Source organism: Wandonia sp. (genome assembly GCF_984588085.1).
On sequence record NZ_CFIGVI010000003.1, the window covers coordinates 25,854 to 44,596 of the forward strand.

At 38.0% G+C, this 18,743-nt stretch carries 21 protein-coding genes; 13 read left to right on the forward strand and 8 right to left on the reverse strand.

What is annotated here, in order from left to right:
- The first annotated feature begins 100 nt into the window (after window positions 1–100).
- Window positions 101–2,092, forward strand: a complete 1,992-nt coding sequence (locus AC4PL9_RS01985; protein ID WP_491603112.1) for a tetratricopeptide repeat-containing sensor histidine kinase — start codon at window positions 101–103, stop codon at window positions 2,090–2,092.
- Window positions 2,085–2,732 (forward strand): response regulator, encoded by a 648-nt coding sequence (locus tag AC4PL9_RS01990; RefSeq protein ID WP_491603113.1) that lies wholly within the window; start codon window positions 2,085–2,087, stop codon window positions 2,730–2,732. Before AC4PL9_RS01985 ends, AC4PL9_RS01990 begins: the two co-directional genes overlap by 8 nt.
- A gap of 6 nt (window positions 2,733–2,738) precedes the next feature.
- Here AC4PL9_RS01990 and AC4PL9_RS01995 read toward each other — a convergent pair whose 3' ends face one another.
- The 3 genes from AC4PL9_RS01995 to AC4PL9_RS02005 all read right to left on the reverse strand — a co-directional run bounded on the left by AC4PL9_RS01995 (window position 2,739) and on the right by AC4PL9_RS02005 (window position 4,138).
- Window positions 2,739–3,098: a helix-turn-helix domain-containing protein gene (locus AC4PL9_RS01995; RefSeq protein ID WP_491603114.1), complete on the reverse strand. Its 360-nt coding sequence runs from the start codon at window positions 3,096–3,098 to the stop codon at window positions 2,739–2,741.
- A gap of 288 nt (window positions 3,099–3,386) precedes the next feature.
- Complete coding sequence (locus AC4PL9_RS02000; protein WP_491603115.1) at window positions 3,387–3,584, reverse strand: hypothetical protein; 198 nt, start codon at window positions 3,582–3,584, stop codon at window positions 3,387–3,389.
- A gap of 140 nt (window positions 3,585–3,724) precedes the next feature.
- Window positions 3,725–4,138, reverse strand: a complete 414-nt coding sequence (locus tag AC4PL9_RS02005) for a hypothetical protein (RefSeq protein WP_491603116.1) — start codon at window positions 4,136–4,138, stop codon at window positions 3,725–3,727.
- 159 nt (window positions 4,139–4,297) lie between these two features.
- Between AC4PL9_RS02005 and AC4PL9_RS02010 the strand changes: the two genes are divergently transcribed.
- The 6 genes from AC4PL9_RS02010 to AC4PL9_RS02035 all read left to right on the forward strand — a co-directional run bounded on the left by AC4PL9_RS02010 (window position 4,298) and on the right by AC4PL9_RS02035 (window position 9,912).
- Complete coding sequence (locus AC4PL9_RS02010; RefSeq protein ID WP_491603117.1) at window positions 4,298–5,386, forward strand: hypothetical protein; 1,089 nt, start codon at window positions 4,298–4,300, stop codon at window positions 5,384–5,386.
- A 42-nt stretch (window positions 5,387–5,428) separates the two neighbouring features.
- Window positions 5,429–6,004 carry a DUF1287 domain-containing protein gene (locus AC4PL9_RS02015; RefSeq protein ID WP_491603118.1) on the forward strand — a complete coding sequence of 192 codons (576 nt, stop codon included), beginning with the start codon at window positions 5,429–5,431 and terminating at the stop codon, window positions 6,002–6,004.
- 63 nt (window positions 6,005–6,067) lie between these two features.
- Complete coding sequence (locus AC4PL9_RS02020; RefSeq protein ID WP_491603119.1) at window positions 6,068–7,150, forward strand: acyloxyacyl hydrolase; 1,083 nt, start codon at window positions 6,068–6,070, stop codon at window positions 7,148–7,150.
- Window positions 7,147–7,884, forward strand: a complete 738-nt coding sequence (locus AC4PL9_RS02025; RefSeq protein ID WP_491603120.1) for a GIN domain-containing protein — start codon at window positions 7,147–7,149, stop codon at window positions 7,882–7,884. The genes AC4PL9_RS02020 and AC4PL9_RS02025 overlap by 4 nt, the downstream gene beginning before the upstream one ends.
- Window positions 7,885–7,934: 50 nt before the next feature.
- Window positions 7,935–8,666, forward strand: coding sequence for a DUF4197 domain-containing protein (locus tag AC4PL9_RS02030; protein ID WP_491603121.1), 732 nt, complete (start codon window positions 7,935–7,937; stop codon window positions 8,664–8,666).
- Window positions 8,667–8,769: 103 nt separating this feature from the next.
- Entirely contained in the window at window positions 8,770–9,912 is a 1,143-nt protein-coding gene (locus tag AC4PL9_RS02035) for a cysteine desulfurase family protein (RefSeq protein ID WP_491603122.1), read from the forward strand.
- Window positions 9,913–9,915: 3 nt separating this feature from the next.
- Here the strand turns inward: AC4PL9_RS02035 and AC4PL9_RS02040 are convergent, their stop codons facing one another.
- The gene (locus AC4PL9_RS02040; protein ID WP_491603123.1) at window positions 9,916–10,374 is read right to left on the reverse strand and encodes a type I restriction enzyme HsdR N-terminal domain-containing protein; all 459 of its coding nucleotides are present in this window, start codon (window positions 10,372–10,374) and stop codon (window positions 9,916–9,918) included.
- Window positions 10,375–10,539: 165 nt separating this feature from the next.
- On the opposite strand from AC4PL9_RS02040, the gene AC4PL9_RS02045 reads away from it, so the two are divergent.
- Window positions 10,540–12,243, forward strand: coding sequence for an adenylate/guanylate cyclase domain-containing protein (locus AC4PL9_RS02045; protein WP_491603124.1), 1,704 nt, complete (start codon window positions 10,540–10,542; stop codon window positions 12,241–12,243).
- On the opposite strand, the gene AC4PL9_RS02050 is transcribed toward AC4PL9_RS02045, so the two are convergent.
- Genes AC4PL9_RS02050 through recF form a run of 4 tightly spaced genes read right to left on the reverse strand, consistent with a single transcriptional unit; the run spans window position 12,232 to window position 15,373 of the window.
- Window positions 12,232–13,098, reverse strand: a complete 867-nt coding sequence (locus tag AC4PL9_RS02050) for a DMT family transporter (RefSeq protein ID WP_491603125.1) — start codon at window positions 13,096–13,098, stop codon at window positions 12,232–12,234. The two genes, AC4PL9_RS02045 and AC4PL9_RS02050, sit on opposite strands and share 12 nt — an antisense overlap.
- A gap of 18 nt (window positions 13,099–13,116) precedes the next feature.
- Window positions 13,117–13,968, reverse strand: coding sequence for an alpha/beta hydrolase family protein (locus AC4PL9_RS02055; RefSeq protein ID WP_491603126.1), 852 nt, complete (start codon window positions 13,966–13,968; stop codon window positions 13,117–13,119).
- Between the two features lie 6 nt (window positions 13,969–13,974).
- Complete coding sequence (locus tag AC4PL9_RS02060; protein WP_491603127.1) at window positions 13,975–14,274, reverse strand: DciA family protein; 300 nt, start codon at window positions 14,272–14,274, stop codon at window positions 13,975–13,977.
- Window positions 14,255–15,373 carry a DNA replication/repair protein RecF gene (gene recF, locus AC4PL9_RS02065; protein ID WP_491603128.1) on the reverse strand — a complete coding sequence of 373 codons (1,119 nt, stop codon included), beginning with the start codon at window positions 15,371–15,373 and terminating at the stop codon, window positions 14,255–14,257. Before recF ends, AC4PL9_RS02060 begins: the two co-directional genes overlap by 20 nt.
- A gap of 155 nt (window positions 15,374–15,528) precedes the next feature.
- On the opposite strand from recF, the gene AC4PL9_RS02070 reads away from it, so the two are divergent.
- The 4 genes from AC4PL9_RS02070 to trmD are packed head-to-tail and all read left to right on the forward strand — an operon-like array spanning window position 15,529 to window position 18,740.
- Complete coding sequence (locus tag AC4PL9_RS02070; RefSeq protein WP_491603129.1) at window positions 15,529–16,170, forward strand: tetratricopeptide repeat protein; 642 nt, start codon at window positions 15,529–15,531, stop codon at window positions 16,168–16,170.
- Complete coding sequence (ribH, locus tag AC4PL9_RS02075) at window positions 16,170–16,658, forward strand: 6,7-dimethyl-8-ribityllumazine synthase (RefSeq protein WP_343787037.1); 489 nt, start codon at window positions 16,170–16,172, stop codon at window positions 16,656–16,658. The genes AC4PL9_RS02070 and ribH overlap by 1 nt, the downstream gene beginning before the upstream one ends.
- Window positions 16,659–16,668: 10 nt before the next feature.
- Window positions 16,669–18,054 (forward strand): phosphoglucosamine mutase, encoded by a 1,386-nt coding sequence (gene glmM, locus AC4PL9_RS02080; protein ID WP_491603130.1) that lies wholly within the window; start codon window positions 16,669–16,671, stop codon window positions 18,052–18,054.
- Complete coding sequence (gene trmD, locus AC4PL9_RS02085; protein WP_491603131.1) at window positions 18,051–18,740, forward strand: tRNA (guanosine(37)-N1)-methyltransferase TrmD; 690 nt, start codon at window positions 18,051–18,053, stop codon at window positions 18,738–18,740. Before glmM ends, trmD begins: the two co-directional genes overlap by 4 nt.
- The last annotated feature ends 3 nt before the right edge of the window (window positions 18,741–18,743 follow it).

Here is an 18,743-nt window from a genome sequence, read left to right on the forward strand (position 1 = left end):
AGTGGATGGTAAATAAGACTATTGTCGTATTGTATTATTTATCAATTCCTTTCAATTTTGTCAAAAACATCTAAATTTAGACGTATTGATAGAGTAAACTATGAAGAATATTCTTGTAACCTGCTTATTAGCTTCTATTTTTTATTTCAGTGCATTAAATGCTCAGGAATCTTTATTCCTGGATAAAGCAGATGTTTTTTATGGGGATTATGAATACGATTCAGCCCTGTTTTACTACAATAAAGCGTACACCGAAATCAGCTCGGATAGTCTTGAGAAAAGAGCTCGTGTAAATTATCGAATGGGGCAAGCTTTTCTTAGAAAAGGAGAAAGAGAAAGTAGTATTGCGAGATTCGAATTGGCAGCAGAGTCGTTTAAAAATATAGGGAATCTGGATAATTACTGGATTACCAATGGACAGATAGCCCGTATCTACGACGATATGGGAGATATGGATATGGCAATTGATCTCGGTGAGAAAATTGTTCATTATTTTGCGAGTACAGACGATACAGCATCGGTAATTACAAATAAATATAACCTGGCTTTATTTTACTATCATAAAGATGATTTAGATAATTCAATTAAACTACTACTTGAATCTATAGAAGATTGTGGAGATAGTTATCCAAAATCGAAATCAAAGGCTCTGAATCAGATCGGTAATATGTGGGCAGATGCTTATGGAAATGAAAAAAAGGCACTTGAATATTACCGCAAAGCACAGAAGATTAAACTGGAACTGAATGACTACACATCTATAGCTTTTGGTTACAATAATATAGGTCTATCTCACAAGAACCTTGGCCATCAGGATAGTGCTATGTACTATTATTTACTAGCCTATGAATATGGAATAAAGAGTAATAATCCCTCGGCTCAGGTTGATCCTGAAATAAACATAGGGAACCTGTTAAAGAAACAAGGGTTTTATACGGAGGCTATCCCCTATTTTTTAAAGGCTTATGAAAAAATAAGTCTCTTGCCTGTAAAACAGAAAATTGTCGTTACGACGGCATTGGGTAATCTGTACAATGATTTGGAAAAGTATCAGAAAGCCATTCACTTCCTGACAGAAGCAAAGAAATATTCGGAAGAAACGGATGAAAGAAGAGATCTTCTGGAGGTGTATTCCTACATCGCTTTTTCATTTGCTTCAGTAAATCAGTTTAAAGAAGCGTATGAAAATCAATTAAAATTCAGCGAGCTTCAGGGAGAATTAAATGAGATCGAAAGCGAAGTTGAGTTGACAGATGCCCTGGTGAAGTACGAAACTGCTGAAAAAGAAAAAGAAGTGCTTAAACAGCAAAAGGACTTGGAGGTAAACCGATTAGAAAAGCAGCGTTTACAGTATGTCGTATGGGGAGTAATCCTGATTACGATACTGGTTATTATTGCAGCGATTCTATTCTATTACCGTAAAAAGGAAGAGGTAAGAAGAAAGAACCTGGAACTTACTCTGGCAAGACAGGAAGCGCTGAACAGAATACAGGAAGACAGACTCCGCATTTCGCGGGAACTGCATGATAATATAGGTTCTTATCTCACTTTTATCAATGCCAGTGTAGAAAACCTGAATAATGATGATGCGCTTACAGGAGATCAGCGGATCAGTAATGTGCGGAGTATGTTGAAGCGCACGATGAAGGAGCTGCGTAATACGGTTTGGATTTTGAATAATGAAAATGCTTCGCTGGATGAAATAGCTTTGCGTATGAGAGAGTTTCTCTCTCCCGACAACAGTAGCATTCAAGTGTCTATAGATGTGATAGGTAATGAAAGTGCAGAATTGAATGAAACAGAAACGACACACCTTATCCGTCTGATTCAGGAAGCTGTTAATAATGCGCTAAAGTATGCGCAAACCCCATCAATAGATATTGTCTTTCAATGTGATTTAGAAACAGTTCAGTTTGAGGTGAGGGATTACGGGAAGGGCTTTGATAAAGAGAAGGGACGTACAGGAAATGGGTTGCGGAATATGGAGTATCGAATTAGGGAACTGGGAGGTGAACTGAGTATAGATAGTATTATAGGGAAAGGAACTACAATTGCCGGAAAATTTACACTAAAAAGCAAACAATATGAATAAAATACGCGTAGCAATCGCAGAGGATAACCAATTGGCTCTACAGGCTCTTTTGGAGCGTTTAAAGCCGTATGAAGAGATCAGGATAAAACACATTTCACCCAACGGTAGTGACCTGTTGGGTAAATTAGAGGAGGATAACAATATTGAAATTATCCTGATGGATATTCAAATGCCGGTAATGAACGGTATTGAGGCTACTCGTGAGATTGTGAAACGATGGCCGCATATAAAAATACTGATGATTACTATGTTTGACGATGACGAAAGTCTGTTCAATGCAATTATGGCCGGAGCTACGGGGTATCTCTTAAAAGAAGACAATGGAGAGATGCTTTACAAGGCGATTACCGACACAACATTAGGTGGAGCAGCAATGAGTCCCGGAATTGCATTACGTGCCTTAAAAATGGTGAAAACACCGTTTCAGGGAGTGAAAACTACAGAAGATTTCGGATTAACTCCGAGAGAATTGGAATTATTAAATCAACTCAAGAGTGGACTGACTTATGAACGAATTGCTTCTAATTTGAATATCAGTTATTTTACTGTTCGTAAGCATATTGAGAACATTTATAAAAAATTACAGGTAAGGAACAAGTTGGAAGCTGTACAGAAAGCTTCTGATAATAAACTGTTGTAACAGAAGTTATTTATTCTCAAATATACGATAGCTTCCGTCGGAATAAAACCATACTATTTTTTCTACTTGAGCAGTATTTTCTTTGGCTTGTGTCTCTTCTTTTTTAGACTGTTCAAGGGGTGGGGTCTTCTTGTATTCAGCGAGAGGTTCTTCTTTTAGCTGCTGCGTTTCGGTTACATTTGTAACAGTTTGTTCTTGTTTAACTTTACCTGTGATTAACCAATCTGCGTTTACACGTGGAAACTTATCCAATGTTTTTTGCAGAAAATCAAGACTAGGTTTGTTTCTACCACTAATAATATGAGAAATACTACTTCTTTGTACGCCTATCTTATCGGCAAACTGAGATGCGTTAAGATTGTTCATGCGCATAATCATTTGTATCCGGTTCTGTATACTCATGTTACAAATGTAATGTAAAAAAATAACTTTATAAAACAGAATGGCTGATTACAAATGTATCCATTACTTAAGATAGTAATACAGAAAGATTTTAAGACAGGAATCCCCTACTCTGTTATAAAGATATTTTATAGCGTAGGAAAATTTCTTAATTGTAGCGGAAAGATCTATGTAGTAGAACTATATACATAAGAAAAGCAGTGATGTTACAAATTACGTCACTGCTGTATGGGGTATAAATGATTGAAAAAATCAATTCAGGCTATACCCGAAGAATATAGGAGTTTTAGGAATGCTCTCGTCATTTTCAGATGCCCTGAGAATATCCATCAGATTAGCAACTTCAAATATTGACAATTCACTGTTTGCTCCTCTTTCCTGGTGCAATTTTAGTTTATACCGGGCTGTATTCAATGTGTTATTAATCATAATAGGTTCAATAAAATTCATATCTCAAAATTTATTTCGAATTCTTTTACTGTATTAAATGTTGAAAAGTTTCATTATTACTATAAAAAATTACATTAATAAACTAGTTGTCTTAATAAAAACAATAAACAACATTGTTTAAATAGTTTATTTATAGGTTTTTAACCGTTGAAATAATAATTTACTTTTTTATTCATTTTTTTCTGTTTTTTACCTCTTTTAAGGGCTTTAATCAAGTGATTAGATAAAGTTATTAACAAGAAGAGAGGAAATAAAACGATCTTTTTACTATTTCGCTTAACGTTCTTTTTTATAATTTTTCGGATGTTGGGTTCTTTTTGCAAAGAATGAATACCAAAGAAAGATTCGGATCTTCGACAAAGAATTGTAAGAAAACCTTCTTTTCGAATATTGGAAATAGAGAAATCAGTTATAAACTTCCTCCACCACTCTTTCAAAAAAGTAAAAAGTGTGCGAAGCGCAAGTAATAATTCAACAGTTAATTCTTTGAGTAGATTTTTTAGTTCCTGCTTAATTTCTATTAACTCACTATTGTTTTTTGCAGCTATGTTCATTGTGTGATTGTTTTTTATTTTCCTTGATTGTACAAAGATCAGGAGATGAGTATAACGAGGTAATAAGATTAAGTTTTTACTTGCTTCTTAATTTTTGTTCGCTTAATAATTGAATTATAATTAAGTTTTGCTTAATTTTGATTTAGTTATTCTCTATATATGCGGTTATCCCTGACATATCATCCATCAGACTTTCTTCTGAATCGATTTCAGGATTGGGTTCCGGGATTAACACGCGTGGAGGCTTTAATTACCAAAGAGAATAAGCTGTACTTTTTTGATGGGGAATCGTTTACTGCTCTATCTGTGAATTCTCCGAATGGTATTCATTTAATAAAGCTGAGAAATCGAAAATCAAGATATGCCTGGGTGCGAGCCGACTTCTTCTCTTCCGGTACAAGCCAGGTGAATACCCAGCTTGGATTGGAAAGTGAATTGGATCATTTTTGTCTGGCTTTATTTATTCCGAATAATCAGGACCAACAGTCAGATATTTATCTGTTGGAATTTCCAAAGCATGTGAACCCCTTCCGGATGCGAAATTCCACCATAAACCTAACAACAGAGGATAAAGAACAGATCGGAGCATTGCTTTATTCGGTTTGTTCGTCTGAATACGAACGCCAGATTCAGGATAGAAAACTGATGGAATTATTTTCTTCGGGTCAAGAGAATCTGCAAAAAGAACTGGAACAGACACAAAAAGAACTTACTGAACTTAAAGCAGGAATAGAGACCGAAAAAAGAGAAAAATTAGCTCTAATTATCCATGAAATAGCTGTAGAAATGGGAGTTTCCTGTCATTTGTCCGATACTGCCACTGAAAAGTTGATGTCTGAAAAATGGACGGATCAAACACTGAAAAGAACACTCATGCGTGCTGTTGAACTGGAACGGGTAACACAGTTTATGAAGCAAAGCATCACTATTTCTACTTCATTTCTGGAGAAAGAGGAATCATCTGGAAATCCCGATAGATCTTCTGTCTCCTCTAAATATGATAAAACCATTGCGTTACTTGATAAATATGAAAGTGCTGCAATGGAATTGACAAAGGAGCAGATTCCGGTTAACGGGAAACATATTGCCGAACAATTACAGGTTACACCGCCTGCTCTTACGGATGCTGTAAAGAAGAGCACTATGAAAATAAAAATACTGTTAGAGAATCACCCGGAGAAATGGCCTCTTATACGACAGTACCTAAAACCTGTACACAGGATTGATACCCGTTCGCTCTCTGCCTAAATTCAGGAACGAATTTTGTACTTATGAAGTAAATCTATGTGTATGAAAAAAGTACTCGTTTTATTCTTTTTGTTCTTTTCTGTTATCGTTTCGGCTCAGGATAGCTTTTATCAGCAGTTGGCACTAAAAGCAGGACAGTTGACGCTTGTTCCGGTTGTATATGATCCTACGTACTATTCTATCACTTATCCGGGCGGGGATGTTCCGGAAGGAAAAGGAGTTTGTACAGATGTAGTAATCCGGGCATATCGGAAATTAGGCATTGATTTGCAGAAATTAGTACACGAAGATATGAAACCGAACTTCTCTCTTTACCCGAAGATTTGGGGGCTAACCAAAACAGACCCGAATATTGATCACAGAAGAGTGCCTAATCTGATGAAGTTTTTTGAACGAAAAGGCACTACACTGAAAATCTCTGATAATGCGGATGATTACTTGCCCGGAGATATCGTTTGCTGGAGATTATCTGGAGGGATGACGCATATCGGAATTGTATCAGCAAAAAAAACGGCAGATCATCAACGATTTCTGATCGTACACAATATAGGTTTGGGACAGGTTTTTGAAGACTGTTTGTTTTCGTTTCAAATTATTGGTCACTACAGATACCGCTAGGCTATTCAAACATTCCGCTATATTTTATTCTGACAGGTCAAGAACTTTTTTATTTTTGCGGTGATGAAATGGAAGTTAACTTGCTGTGCTCTACTCTTTGCTACGGGATTATTTTCCCAGCTTCGTGATTATGGCAAAAGTATCGAAATTCGTCCGAAAGCCGGGTTTCTTATTGCTCACAGAGCGAATATGAATCATTTGGTGAACTCTCATTTTTATTCAGGCGAGATCATTCTGAATTTTCATACCAACGGAAGTAGATACTGGCACAAAGCCTACAAGTACCCGACTTTTGGGTTGATGGCAACTGTAACTTATAATAATAACCGTGATGTGCTGGGACAGGCCATAGGAATCGGCGCAAATGTAAAATTACCATTCGTAAGTCGTCCCAAATGGGCTTTAAATTCAAGATTGGCAGGCGGTTTTGCTTACCTAACTAAGAAATTTGACCAACTGGAAAACCCGAAGAATAATGCAATAGGTACCTATATGAACTTGTTGGTTATTCTGGGAATGGATGTTCAGTTTAAGTTTAAACATGGTTTTCTGGGGTTGGGAGTAGATTTTACGCATTATTCGAATTCCGGAACAAAAAAACCGAATCTGGGATTGAATATTCCCTCTGTTTTTCTGAACTATGGGATTTACCTAAAAAAACCGGAATATTTGGATCCTGAATTTGAACCGGCTGAAACGGGATGGAGCCTTTTGTTGCATGGAATTTTTTCAATGAATACAAACTATGCGTATCAGACGAAAGCTTTTCCTGTTTTTGGAGTTAATACTTATATGAGTAAGCGTTTTGGAGAAAAATCCGGTCTTTCGACGGGAATTGATCTGATCTATAACGAGGCTAATCGGAATTTTAAATCTTCTCCTTCGGATCAGAGTTTTTGGGAAACAGCTCAGGTGGGAGTATTTACTTCTTATGACCTGCACGTTCAGCGTTTCATTTTCTATGTGGGAATGGGAATCTACGCATACAACCCTTACAATCCTAACGGTTGGTTCTTTCACAAATTAGGGGGACGTGTAGAATTAGGACGAAATTTTTACTTAAACGCTGTTGTTAAATCTCATTGGGCGAAAGCGGATTATTTTGAACTTGGATTCGGTTATCAATTCAAGTTAAAACGGAAATGAAAAAGATACTATTCATAGCAGGTTGTATGATTTTCCTTTTAAGTTGTAAAAAGGAAGAGAACAGAACCTGTTTCAAATCTACCGGAGACAATGTTACGGTTGATTTCCCTCTGGAAAGTTTCTTTGAAATGTATTTGTGGCAAAATCTCTCCTATAACCTTGTACCCGACACCGCTAATTTTGTTCGGGTTACCGGAGGTGAAAACCTTATTCGCCATTTAGGGTATTATTATGCTGGGAATACGCTACATCTGGCTAATGAAAACAAGTGTAATTTTCTTAGATCCTATGACACGAAAATACATGTTGAAATTCATTACAAAAAATTGCAGCGGATTGAATATATAGGGTCAGATAGTCTAACTAACCAACTTCCGGTCACTGGTGAGTATTTCAATTTATTTGTTAACAAAGGTTCCGGATCAGTGCGACTCCATATCAATACAACTTATAGTAACGCCAGTGTTGTGGAGGGGGTTGGAGATTATACATTTACAGGAACTGTGGGATACGCACATTTTCAGGTACATGATAACGGATATGCGGACGTTTCGGGACTTAAAGTGACAGGAGCATTGGAAATAACGAGCAGTTCTCAGGGGATTATACAATGTAATGCAGACAATATTCCGTTAAAGGTAACGATTGATGGTCCCGGAGATGTCTGGTGTTACGGTACCCCTTCCGAGTTGGAAGTGATCAAATCCGGAGACGGAAATCTTGTTTTTAAATAACCGTTCTTTTTTGGCTTGGTTTTTGCTACTTTCATAGAAAATATAAAGTTATGAAATATACATTCGTTACAATACTGGCTCTTTCTGCCTTTACTTTCTCAGTAAATGGACAAACACTAAAAGGCGTATTAAAGCAAGCTGAAGAAAAAGCGAGTTCTGTTACAGGTTCAAATACAAGTGCGCTTTCGGAAGAAGAAGTTGGAAGAGGATTAAAAGAAGCATTAACCCGTGGTGTTGAAAAAGGAGTTGAACAACTTTCGAAACCCGATGGGTATTTTAAAGACCTTTCGATTAAAATTTTTCTTCCCGAAGAAGCAAAAGTAGCTGAAGAAAAACTTCGTTCTATTGGTCAGGATAAATTGGTTGATGATGCAATCGAATCAATGAACCGTGCTGCCGAAGATGCCGCAAACGGTGCAAAGGATATTTTTGTTTCCGCTATCCGGTCTATGACTTTACAGGATGCAATGGGAATTCTGAAGGGATCAGATGATGCGGCTACACGTTATCTTGATAAGACTACCCGTGTGTCTTTATCTGACAAATTTCAGCCGGTCATTAAATCCTCACTGGATAAAGTTGGGGCTACGCGTCACTGGACAACTTTAGTCACTACCTATAATAAAATACCATTTGTAAGTAAGATCAATCCAAATCTGGAGGAATACGTTACTGAAAAAGCAATTGACGGGTTGTTTGTTCAGGTTGCAAAAGAAGAAAAGGAAATCCGTAAAAATCCGGCTGCCAGAGTTTCGGAACTACTTAAAAAGGTTTTCGGTTAGTTTAGCATTTCCATTTTTTCCATTTTTTTATTGTGAAACCTCCTGTGAATATTGATATTCACCCTCGAACTTTATTATATTTGCTGCCGAAAAACAATATGTTATGCGTGTTTATTTAGATAATGCAGCTACCACGCCGGTGGCTCCCGAGGTGGCAGATATAATGGCAGAGTGTATCCGCGAGGATTTTGGAAACCCTTCGTCTACACATACTTTCGGGAGAAAAAGTAAAGGCTTAATCGAAGCATCACGCAGGACAATTGCAAAGCATCTGAACTGTTTACCTAAAGAGATTATTTTTACTTCCGGTGGTACGGAAGCAGATAATATGGCAATTTTATGTGCAATTAATGATTTGAAAGTTGAACGTATTATCTCCTCTCCTATTGAACATCACGCGGTTTCACATACTGTAGAACATCATTGTGCTCAACGCAATGTTGAATTGGTTATGGTTCGGTTGGATGAAAAAGGACATGTGGATGTATCGCATCTGAGTGAATTATTAGCTGCAGGACCAAAAACCCTCGTTTCATTAATGCATGCCAACAATGAGATTGGAAATCTGATGGATCTTCGTCGAGTTGGTGAAATGTGCCGCGAATCTGGAGCCTATTTTCATTCAGATACCGTTCAGACAATGGGGCACTACGCTTTTGATCTGAAAGATTTGAATGTTGATTTTGTAACGTGCGCAGCGCATAAATTTCACGGTCCTAAGGGAGCGGGGTTTTTGTATGTGAATGAACGGATACCTTTCCATGCCATTATTCATGGTGGTGCTCAGGAAAGAGGTTTACGGGGCGGAACCGAAAATCTATACGGAATAGTTGGATTGGCTAAAGCGATGGATTTGGCATATGAAGATGTCGAAGGGCATCAGCAACATGTTCAGGAATTAAAATCCTATTTTATCAGTGAGCTACAAAACAAACTACCTGATGTTGGTTTTCATGGAGATATAACACCGGAAAAAAGTCTTTATACCGTTTTAAATGTTTGTTTCCCTCCTCATGAAAAATCAGGTGTCCTCCTCTTTACATTAGATATGCGGGGAGTTGCCTGTAGTGGTGGAAGTGCCTGCTCTTCCGGATCTAATAAAGGGAGTCATGTCCTGGAAGGAATCCATGCGGATATGAGCAGACCTAATGCCCGTTTTTCGTTCAGTCGTTATACCACAAAGGAGGAAATTGATTTTGCACTGGAACAAATTTGTGCGATTTACGAAACGGAAAAAGTGAGCTGATCATCACCTATCTAGTTGAATGAACTCCGGGAAGTCGGTTAAATAGTTGATCCGGTTGTTTTCCCTGTCAATCTTAGCAATGACATGTGTTATACCGTTGCTTACTAACAGGTAATCCACTTGTAGTTTCGAATTGTATTGTGCTATTTGCTGAAATGTCTTTTCTTCAATAGGGATATGGGGAGCTTTACATTCGATAATCATTACGGGAGATCCGTTTTTCCCGTAAACGACCGCATCACACCTTCTCGATAGTTTATTAACAGTAATTCCCTGTTCCGAAGCGATCAAACCTGAAGGATACTTTTTTTCTGTGACCAGAAAGTGAAGTAAATGTTGCCGAACCCATTCTTCAGGCGTAAGCAACAGTTGTTTTTTTCTCCAAGTATCAAAAACGTAGTACTTCTCTCCTTTTTTGGAGATCGATAATTCAGCTTTTGGTAAATTGAGCGCTGGAAACATGTGATTTTTATTGCGAAAATACAATGTTTTACCAAAAGAACTCCGGTTTTCTCGTGAAATGGCAGTTCAACTGAACAAAACACAAAGTTTGCTGTTTTTCCTGACTTTATTAAGGATATTCATTAAGTTAGCAGTAGGAATACCAAAAGACTTTTTTGATACAAAATGAACTATAATCACCCGATTAATATCCTTATTGTCGATGAAAGTGAAAAGAACTTTAAAGCACTAAATGCAATCCTTAGAGATAGCACCAATAATTTTATTCATGCCCCTTCTCCCTACGGAGCGCTGGCTATGTTAAGACGACTTCCTGTTGCTATTATTCTTTTGAATATGGATCATCCGCGTATGGATGGTTTTGAATTTCTGGAAACCCTTTCGGAAAATGATTCTACAAAAGATATTTACACCATTATCTATTCGGATAATAATATGTCCTCTACCCGATTGGTACGGGGAATGCAGGAAGGTGCAGTAGACTGTTTTCATAAACCGTTCAATCCGAACGTTATAAAAGCCAAATTCTCTGTCTTTAAGACCTTATACTTCAAGGACAAGCGAATTCAGGAACTACTGACGAATATTCTTCCGAAGAATGTATTGAAGGAAGTCAATGAATACGGTCAGTTTTATCCGAAACGAATGGATAACGCAGTTGTTCTTTTTACCGATTTTGTTCAGTTTACCGTCCGGTCATCAAGACTAAATCCTATGGAACTGGTAAAAGAGCTTGACAGGTATTTTACCTTTTTCGACAGTGTAATGGATCGTTTCCACCTGGAAAAAATAAAAACGATTGGAGATGCCTATATGGCTATTGCAGGAGTAAATGAAGATTTACCCGAGCCGGAAATAAGAGCTGCACTTGCTGCCGTTGAGATACGAAACTATGTTATTCAGGATAACCTTGCTGCGGATTCAAACGGACTCCCCTTCTGGAAAATCCGTATAGGAATTCACGCAGGACCTTTGGTTTGTGGTATTATTGGGAATAAAAAGAAGAGTTTTGATGTGTGGGGAGATACGGTTAACATTGCTTCTAGGGCTGAACAGAGTTGCGAACCGAATCAGATAACGATTACCCGCCCGATAGCAGATAAAATTTCAACTTATTTTAAACTGAACCGGCTTGGAGAAAAGGAGATTGTTAAACGAGGAGGGGTCTTTGAATTGTATGAAATAGCACATCTCGTATATGAACATTCTTTATTTGGCAGAGGAAACGCACCTAATCCGGATTTGAGGAGAATTTTAGGGTTGGAAACGATGGACTTTGATCTGGCCAGAAAATCCGTTCTCCAAAAACTAAAGGATAGTTTACCGGATGAATTGTACTACCACAGTTTAAAGCATACGATTAATGTCGAGAAATCAGCTGTATTGTATGCTGAACTCGAAGGAGTTAAAGGTATTGATCTTATTTTATTAAGAACCGCCGTTTTATTTCACGATTCGGGATATTTATTACGTCCAACAGATAACGAAGATTTTGCGATCCAAATGGCAAGAGAGATTCTTCCGGAATTTGGTTACTCTCCTTCCGAGATTATTCGCATAACAGAACTCATAGAAGCTACGAAACACAGTGTAGAACCCCGAACGTTGATGGAGCAAATTTTGTGTGATGCGGATCACGATTATTTGGGGAGAAAGGATTATCATGCGATAGCTGCCAAACTGCGTCTGGAACTTGCTTACCAGGGAACTGTGATGACGGATAGAGAGTGGATTCTATTTCAATTGAATTACCTGGAAAATGAACATATGTACTATACAAACAGTGCAAGAAACCTTCGTGAAAGAGGTAAGTCAGAGCGAATACAGGAATTAAAGAATCAATTAAACAAGTGTCATCTAAACGATTGATTTTGACTTTCTTTCTATAAAAGTAACTCCAATCCCAAGTAAGACAATCATTCCTCCGATGATCATGTTAGCTGTAATGGGTTCACTGAGGATATACCAGGCAAATAAAGCGGTAAAAACAACCGATAGAAGTAAACTGACGGATACCCGGTTGGCCCGCATATTTTTTAAGGCAAAACTGATACATAACCAACCGATAAACTGACAAACAACTCCTTGTAACACCAAATACCACCAGGTATCAGTTGAAAAGCCAGAAAGTTCCGTATCAAAGACCATCGTGAGTAGAAATAGGAAAACGGATGCCGATAACATATTCCAGAACATAAAGTTGATCACATTCACTTCATTCAGAATTCGTTTACTGGCTATGATATAAAAAGCGTAAATTAAACTTGAAATGATTGCCAGTATAAATCCGGTGTCAAATTGAAGTTTAAAAAAATACTCCCATCCCATAAGAATGACCATACCAACTAGAGAGATGACAGTTCCGATCCAAAAATTGCGTTTGGGTTTATCTTTCAAGAAAAAATAAGCGCCTATACCAACCCATACCGGAGCCAGGTTAGTTAACAAACTTGCCTGAGTAGCTGACGAAAGTTCAATTGATTTGTTCCAGACCGCAATATCGGAAGCAAATAAAATTCCACAGACTACTATTGTTACAAATTTTCGTGCTCCCGGATAACGTAATTTTCGCGTTCCGAGACTCAGTACAAAGAACAAAATCGCTGCAAAGAATAACCGATAAAACGCAGAAGTGATCTCATTTACTGGGGCTAGTTTCACTAAAACCGGAAAAATAGAAACGCAACAAATTCCAATGATAAGAACTAATCGGGGATGCAACATAGCTACGAAGAGTTGTTTTTATACTATTTGATCATTAAAAAATCGGAGAGTGAGCTCGCATACGGTCTTTAAGTCTTCCGGTAAAACAAAGCTTTCCCAGGGATGTGATGCTCCAAAAGTGTGTGAAGCACCCGGTATCTCGATCAATGGAGTAACTAACCATTCAGCCAGTCGTTCTCCTTCTTGTATCGAAACAGCTGTGTCGTCTGATCCATGAATAATTAGGCGAGGTACATGAATCTTACTACAGGCCTTTTCGATATCTAAACGTTCTTTGTTCTGGATGAAATCCTCATAAAGCGAGAAAAAAACAGGCATTTCCTGATGTGTTCTGGAATTTAATTCAAATCTGACTCCACTACTTCTCCATGCTTCTAGTTTTTCTCCGTCAGGCATTCTTTGGGAGATAGAAGAAATCGCTGCCCAGGTTGCAAAGGATGTTATTTGTTTACTTTCCGAAGCTGCAATAATAACATCACCTCCTCCTCTGCTATGCCCGATCAAATGAAGCGAGTGTTCCGGCAGCTTCATTTCCGAAAGGTGATCCAGAAAATAGTGTATATCATCAATTTCTTTCGAATACGTATTTCGACCGAAGGCTTCCAGATCAGGAAAGTCAATAGCCTGTTCAGTTGTGCCTCCGTTATGGGAAAGATTAATCTTTGCAAAACCAAATCCGGCATCTACAAAAGTAAATTCAACGAGATTCCATGCTCCCCAATCTTTAAATCCTTTATAACCATGCACAAACACAACCAGCTTTCCATTAAAATTTTCAGGAATAAGCAAGTCGTACAGAGACGCTCTGTCACCGCTTCCGGTGTAGATACCGTTTTCAATACGGACAATCGGATTTTTAAAGTAACTCATGATGATCTAACTGAACCAGACATCAACAATATAAGGTCGACCTGCCTTTTGATTGACGCGATGAATAATAATTTGTTTTCCGGCCAAAAGCTCTTCGCGCATTACCGAAGAGTTGAGTTTAATGTGTAGAATGTGATTTTTGATATACAAATCTTCAGTTCGCATAGCAACGGCTTTTCCCATCATCTCTTCCCATCCGGAAAGAATATCCATCTCAGACATTTTATCGTCGAGACGATAGGCCTTGATGAGACGATCAATTGCCTCACCAAGAGTGGTTTCATTACTACGCTTCTTGTAACTCAATTTGCTCTATTTTACCGGATTCAACCCTAAACATTCTAAATGGCTCCTGTATACTGTCGAAGATTCGTTTAACACGTTCTTCATCTGTGTCGGTTACTAATACCTGTCCGAAACTGTGATTCGAAACCATTTGCATCAGTTTCTCAACACGATTATTATCTAATTTATCGAATATATCATCCAAAAGCAATAACGGATTCTGATTCAGATGTTTTTTTAACCATTCATATTGAGCAAGACGCAAGGCGATCAAATACGATTTTTGTTGCCCTTGTGAACCGAATTTCTTAATCGGATACGCATTCAGTTCGAATATAAGATCATCTCTGTGAATTCCGACACTGGTATAACCGAGGTGCTTATCCCGATCCATATTTACAGCTAAAAGTGACCGGAAATCTCCTTCAATGAGCTGTGATTTATAAATTAGATTAACACTTTCTCCCGAAGCCCCGAGTTCATCATAAAACAGCTGGAAAATAGGAATAAATTCTTTTAAAAAGTCCTGACGCTTAATAGATATAGAGCGTCCTGTTTCAAGCAATTGTTCATCCCATACCTCAAATGATTCGCGATCAAAAAAACCGTTCTTCAATTGATTTTTAAGCAACGCGTTTCGTTGGTCTAAAATCCGGTTATAACGCATGAGGTTTTCCAGATACCGGCGATCAAACTGGCTGATAATTCCATCCATCCATTTTCTTCTCACCTCACTACCTTCTGAAATCAGGTTGCGATCGTAAGGGGAAATCATAACGGCAGGAAAACTTCCTATATGTTCGGCCAACTTATCATATTCAGCTTTATTCTTCTTGAAAATCTTTTTCTGTCCTTTTTTTACCCCGCAATACAGGTCTACTTCCTGTCCGTCTTTATTCCAGATAGATTGCAACATGAAAAACGATTGTTCAAACCGAATATTTTGACTGTCAATAGGATTCAGGTAAGAACGACACATACTCAAATAATGAATGGCGTCAAGTATATTGGTTTTACCGCTTCCATTAGGTCCTATAAAACAATTAACCCCCTCAAAAAAAGAGATTTCAGCTTCCTGATAGTTCTTAAACTGGACGATATGAAGTTTTCTGATTTCCATTTTTCTTACCTGAAACAAATGTAATTGAATTGTTTCGTAAAGAGAAATTTTGCCTGTTAAGAAGCAATTAAAAGTTATTCAACGTAAAACTGTTGATAAGTCTTAGTGATCGGATTGAAAAAAAAATTATTTTTGCAACGCTAAATAACGTGAAAATGACAGATAATTTAGAAAACTCGAACGAATTCCTGGAAAAGGTGAAGTCTAATAAGACTTTTAAAATGTCCGCAATTGCAGTAGGTACACTTATTGTTATTGTTCTGGGAATTGTGGCATACAGAACTATGATATATGCTCCGGCAGTTGAACAATCCAAGTCAGCCTACTGGCAGGATCTTGTTTATCTGGAAAGTGATTCATTAGACCTGGCTCTACAAGGTTTTGAAACTGTAGCTGCTAAATATGACGGTAAAGTTGGTGGAGAAGTATCCAATTACCTTGCAGGACGTATCCTTATGGACAAGGGAGAGTTTGAATCCGCATTAAGTTACCTTGAGAAAACTGATTTGGAGGATGTTTATGCTTCTTCAATGGCTGTGGGGCTTCAGGGAGATTGTCACGTTGAGTTAGGAAACTTTGAAAAAGCCGTTCAGTTGTACACACAGGCTGCGGACAAAAATCCAAATGAAATGACTTCTCCGATGTATCTTAAAAAAGCTGCACTGGTTTATGAATTGGAGCTTAAAAACTTTGAAAAGGCAGAGGAATTGTATAAAAAGATTGAATCAGAATATTTTGATTATTACAAGACCAATAATATTGAAAAATATATTGCTCGTGCTTCAAACAAACAATAATGGCGACAGAATATAAAAATTTATCCGAATACGATAAGGATTTTGTTCCCAACGGTGCCGATTTTAAAGTCGGCATTGTTGTTTCTGAATGGAACGATACAATTACCTTCAATCTGTTAAAGGGAGCTCGTGATACTCTGATTGAAAATGGTGTTAAAGAAGATCATATTATCGTAAAATATGTGCCCGGTGCTTTTGAGCTACCAATGGGATGTCAGATGATGCTTGAAAATACATTTGTTGATGGTATAATCGCGATAGGTTCTGTTATTCAGGGAGAAACAAAACATTTTGATTTTGTATGTTCCGGAGCAACGGATGGTCTGATGAATGTCGGTCTGAAGTATAACAAACCGGTAGTTTATTGTTTGTTAACAGATAATACGATGCAACAAGCAATTGACCGTTCGGGTGGAAAACATGGAAACAAAGGAGTTGAGTGTGCAGTTGCATGTATGAAAATGATCCATTTGGGTCGTACTTTCTAAAAAAGAAGCTATGACATTAATTAAATCAATATCAGGAATTCGGGGAACAATCGGAGGAAAAACAGGAAATAATCTAACTCCTCTTGATACTGTTAAATTTGCAGCAGCCTACGGTACATGGTTAAAAAGATCCTTAAACGGGAAACCTTGTAAGGTTGTTATCGGTAGGGATGCAAGGTTATCCGGAAAGATGATATCTGATTTAGTGTCCTCTACATTGGTAGGATTAGGAATAGATGTTGTAGATCTTGGACTTTCAACAACTCCGACAGTTGAAATAGCTGTTCCATTGGAGAATGCGCAGGGAGGAATTATTCTGACTGCATCTCATAACCCGAAACAGTGGAATGCCTTAAAATTACTGAACGCTAAAGGTGAATTTATTTCAGGTCTGGATGGTCAGGATATTCTTCAGATTGCGGAAAGTGAGGATTTTTCATTTTCGGAAGTCGATAATCTGGGTACTGTCTCTTACGATGATTCTTACATTGATAAACACATTGAGGAGATACTGAAACTTGACCTTGTTGATGTTCAGGCAATCCAAAATGCAGGCTTCAAAGTAGCTGTTGATGCGGTTAATTCAACAGGAGGTATATTTATTCCAGCCTTACTAAAAGCATTGGGGGTAGCCGAAGTTATTGAGTTGTATTGCGAACCAAACGGACATTTCCCACATAACCCGGAGCCTTTACCTGAAAACCTGACAGAGATTTCAGAAAAAGTAAAAGCAACTAAAGCAGATGTTGGGTTTGTCGTTGACCCGGACGTTGATCGTCTGGCGATTATCAGTGAAGATGGTTCAATGTTTGGTGAAGAGTACACACTGGTAGCTGTTTCGGATTATGTATTACAAAACACGCCCGGAAATACAGTATCAAACCTCTCTTCTACCCGTGCACTGCGCGATATAACCGAAAACAGAAAAGGAAGTTATTTTGCTTCTGCTGTCGGAGAGGTAAATGTTGTGGAAATGATGAAGCAACAAAATGCAGTTATCGGAGGTGAAGGTAACGGAGGTATTATTTACCCTGCATCACATTACGGAAGAGATGCTTTGGTAGGAATCGCCTTATTTCTCTCTTCTCTTGCAAAAAGCGGAAAATCCTGTTCAGAATTGAGAGCTGAGTTTCCTAATTATGTTATCTCTAAAAATAAAATTCAGTTAACTCCGGATACGGATGTTGATGCTTTACTAGAAGAACTAAAAGAAGCATACAGTGCATACGAAATTGATACACGAGACGGAGTGAAAATATACATCGGTAACGAGTGGGTTCACCTTCGTAAATCCAATACAGAACCGATTATCCGTGTATATTCAGAAAGTGAAACACTGGAGAAAGCGAATCAGCTTGCCCAACAGATCATCGATTTTGCTCATAAGTTGTCATGAGAATAGATATCATAACGATTTTACCGAAATTGCTGGAAGGTCCTTTTAGTGACTCGATTATGAAGCGGGCACAGGAAAAAGGATTGGCTGAAATCCACATCCATAACCTCCGCGACTATTCTACTTCCAAACACAAGAATGTAGATGATTATCAATATGGAGGTGGAGCCGGTATGGTAATGTCCTGTGAGCCTATCGCTAATTGTATTGATGATCTTAAGCAGCAGAGAGAATACGACGAAATCATTTATATGACTCCGGATGGTGAGGTATTGGAGCAATCCATTTCTAATGAGTTTTCATTGAAAGAAAACCTTTTGATTCTTTGTGGACATTATAAAGGGATTGATGAGCGTATCCGTGAACATTATATTACACGAGAAATTTCTATTGGTTCCTATGTTCTTTCCGGAGGAGAATTAGCTGCTGCAGTCTTGACGGATAGTATTGTTAGGTTGTTACCCGGAGTACTAAATGATGAGACGTCAGCACTCTCGGATAGTTTTCAGGACAACCTCTTATCCCCTCCTGTTTATACACGACCTGCTGATTTCAAAGGGTGGAAAGTTCCGGATGTTTTACTGTCCGGTGATTTTAATAAGATAGATACCTGGCGACATGAACAGGCTTTAAAAAGAACAAAAGAGCGTAGACCCGATCTTCTGAATGATACAGAAGGTGAATAAATA

Coding starts and splice junctions, on each gene's coding strand:
- AC4PL9_RS02005 (WP_491603116.1), bottom strand. CDS start 4,138: ATGAACATAGCTGCAAAAAACAATAGTGAGTTAATAGAAATTAAGCAG.
- AC4PL9_RS01995 (WP_491603114.1), bottom strand. CDS start 3,098: ATGAACAATCTTAACGCATCTCAGTTTGCCGATAAGATAGGCGTACAA.
- AC4PL9_RS02000 (WP_491603115.1), bottom strand. CDS start 3,584: ATGAATTTTATTGAACCTATTATGATTAATAACACATTGAATACAGCC.
- ribH (WP_343787037.1), top strand. CDS start 16,170: ATGGCGACAGAATATAAAAATTTATCCGAATACGATAAGGATTTTGTT.
- AC4PL9_RS02040 (WP_491603123.1), bottom strand. CDS start 10,374: ATGTTTCCAGCGCTCAATTTACCAAAAGCTGAATTATCGATCTCCAAA.
- glmM (WP_491603130.1), top strand. CDS start 16,669: ATGACATTAATTAAATCAATATCAGGAATTCGGGGAACAATCGGAGGA.
- AC4PL9_RS02010 (WP_491603117.1), top strand. CDS start 4,298: ATGCGGTTATCCCTGACATATCATCCATCAGACTTTCTTCTGAATCGA.
- AC4PL9_RS02045 (WP_491603124.1), top strand. CDS start 10,540: ATGAACTATAATCACCCGATTAATATCCTTATTGTCGATGAAAGTGAA.
- trmD (WP_491603131.1), top strand. CDS start 18,051: ATGAGAATAGATATCATAACGATTTTACCGAAATTGCTGGAAGGTCCT.
- recF (WP_491603128.1), bottom strand. CDS start 15,373: ATGGAAATCAGAAAACTTCATATCGTCCAGTTTAAGAACTATCAGGAA.
- AC4PL9_RS02055 (WP_491603126.1), bottom strand. CDS start 13,968: ATGAGTTACTTTAAAAATCCGATTGTCCGTATTGAAAACGGTATCTAC.
- AC4PL9_RS02015 (WP_491603118.1), top strand. CDS start 5,429: ATGAAAAAAGTACTCGTTTTATTCTTTTTGTTCTTTTCTGTTATCGTT.
- AC4PL9_RS02020 (WP_491603119.1), top strand. CDS start 6,068: ATGAAATGGAAGTTAACTTGCTGTGCTCTACTCTTTGCTACGGGATTA.
- AC4PL9_RS02070 (WP_491603129.1), top strand. CDS start 15,529: ATGACAGATAATTTAGAAAACTCGAACGAATTCCTGGAAAAGGTGAAG.
- AC4PL9_RS01985 (WP_491603112.1), top strand. CDS start 101: ATGAAGAATATTCTTGTAACCTGCTTATTAGCTTCTATTTTTTATTTC.
- AC4PL9_RS02035 (WP_491603122.1), top strand. CDS start 8,770: ATGCGTGTTTATTTAGATAATGCAGCTACCACGCCGGTGGCTCCCGAG.
- AC4PL9_RS02030 (WP_491603121.1), top strand. CDS start 7,935: ATGAAATATACATTCGTTACAATACTGGCTCTTTCTGCCTTTACTTTC.
- AC4PL9_RS02050 (WP_491603125.1), bottom strand. CDS start 13,098: ATGTTGCATCCCCGATTAGTTCTTATCATTGGAATTTGTTGCGTTTCT.
- AC4PL9_RS01990 (WP_491603113.1), top strand. CDS start 2,085: ATGAATAAAATACGCGTAGCAATCGCAGAGGATAACCAATTGGCTCTA.
- AC4PL9_RS02025 (WP_491603120.1), top strand. CDS start 7,147: ATGAAAAAGATACTATTCATAGCAGGTTGTATGATTTTCCTTTTAAGT.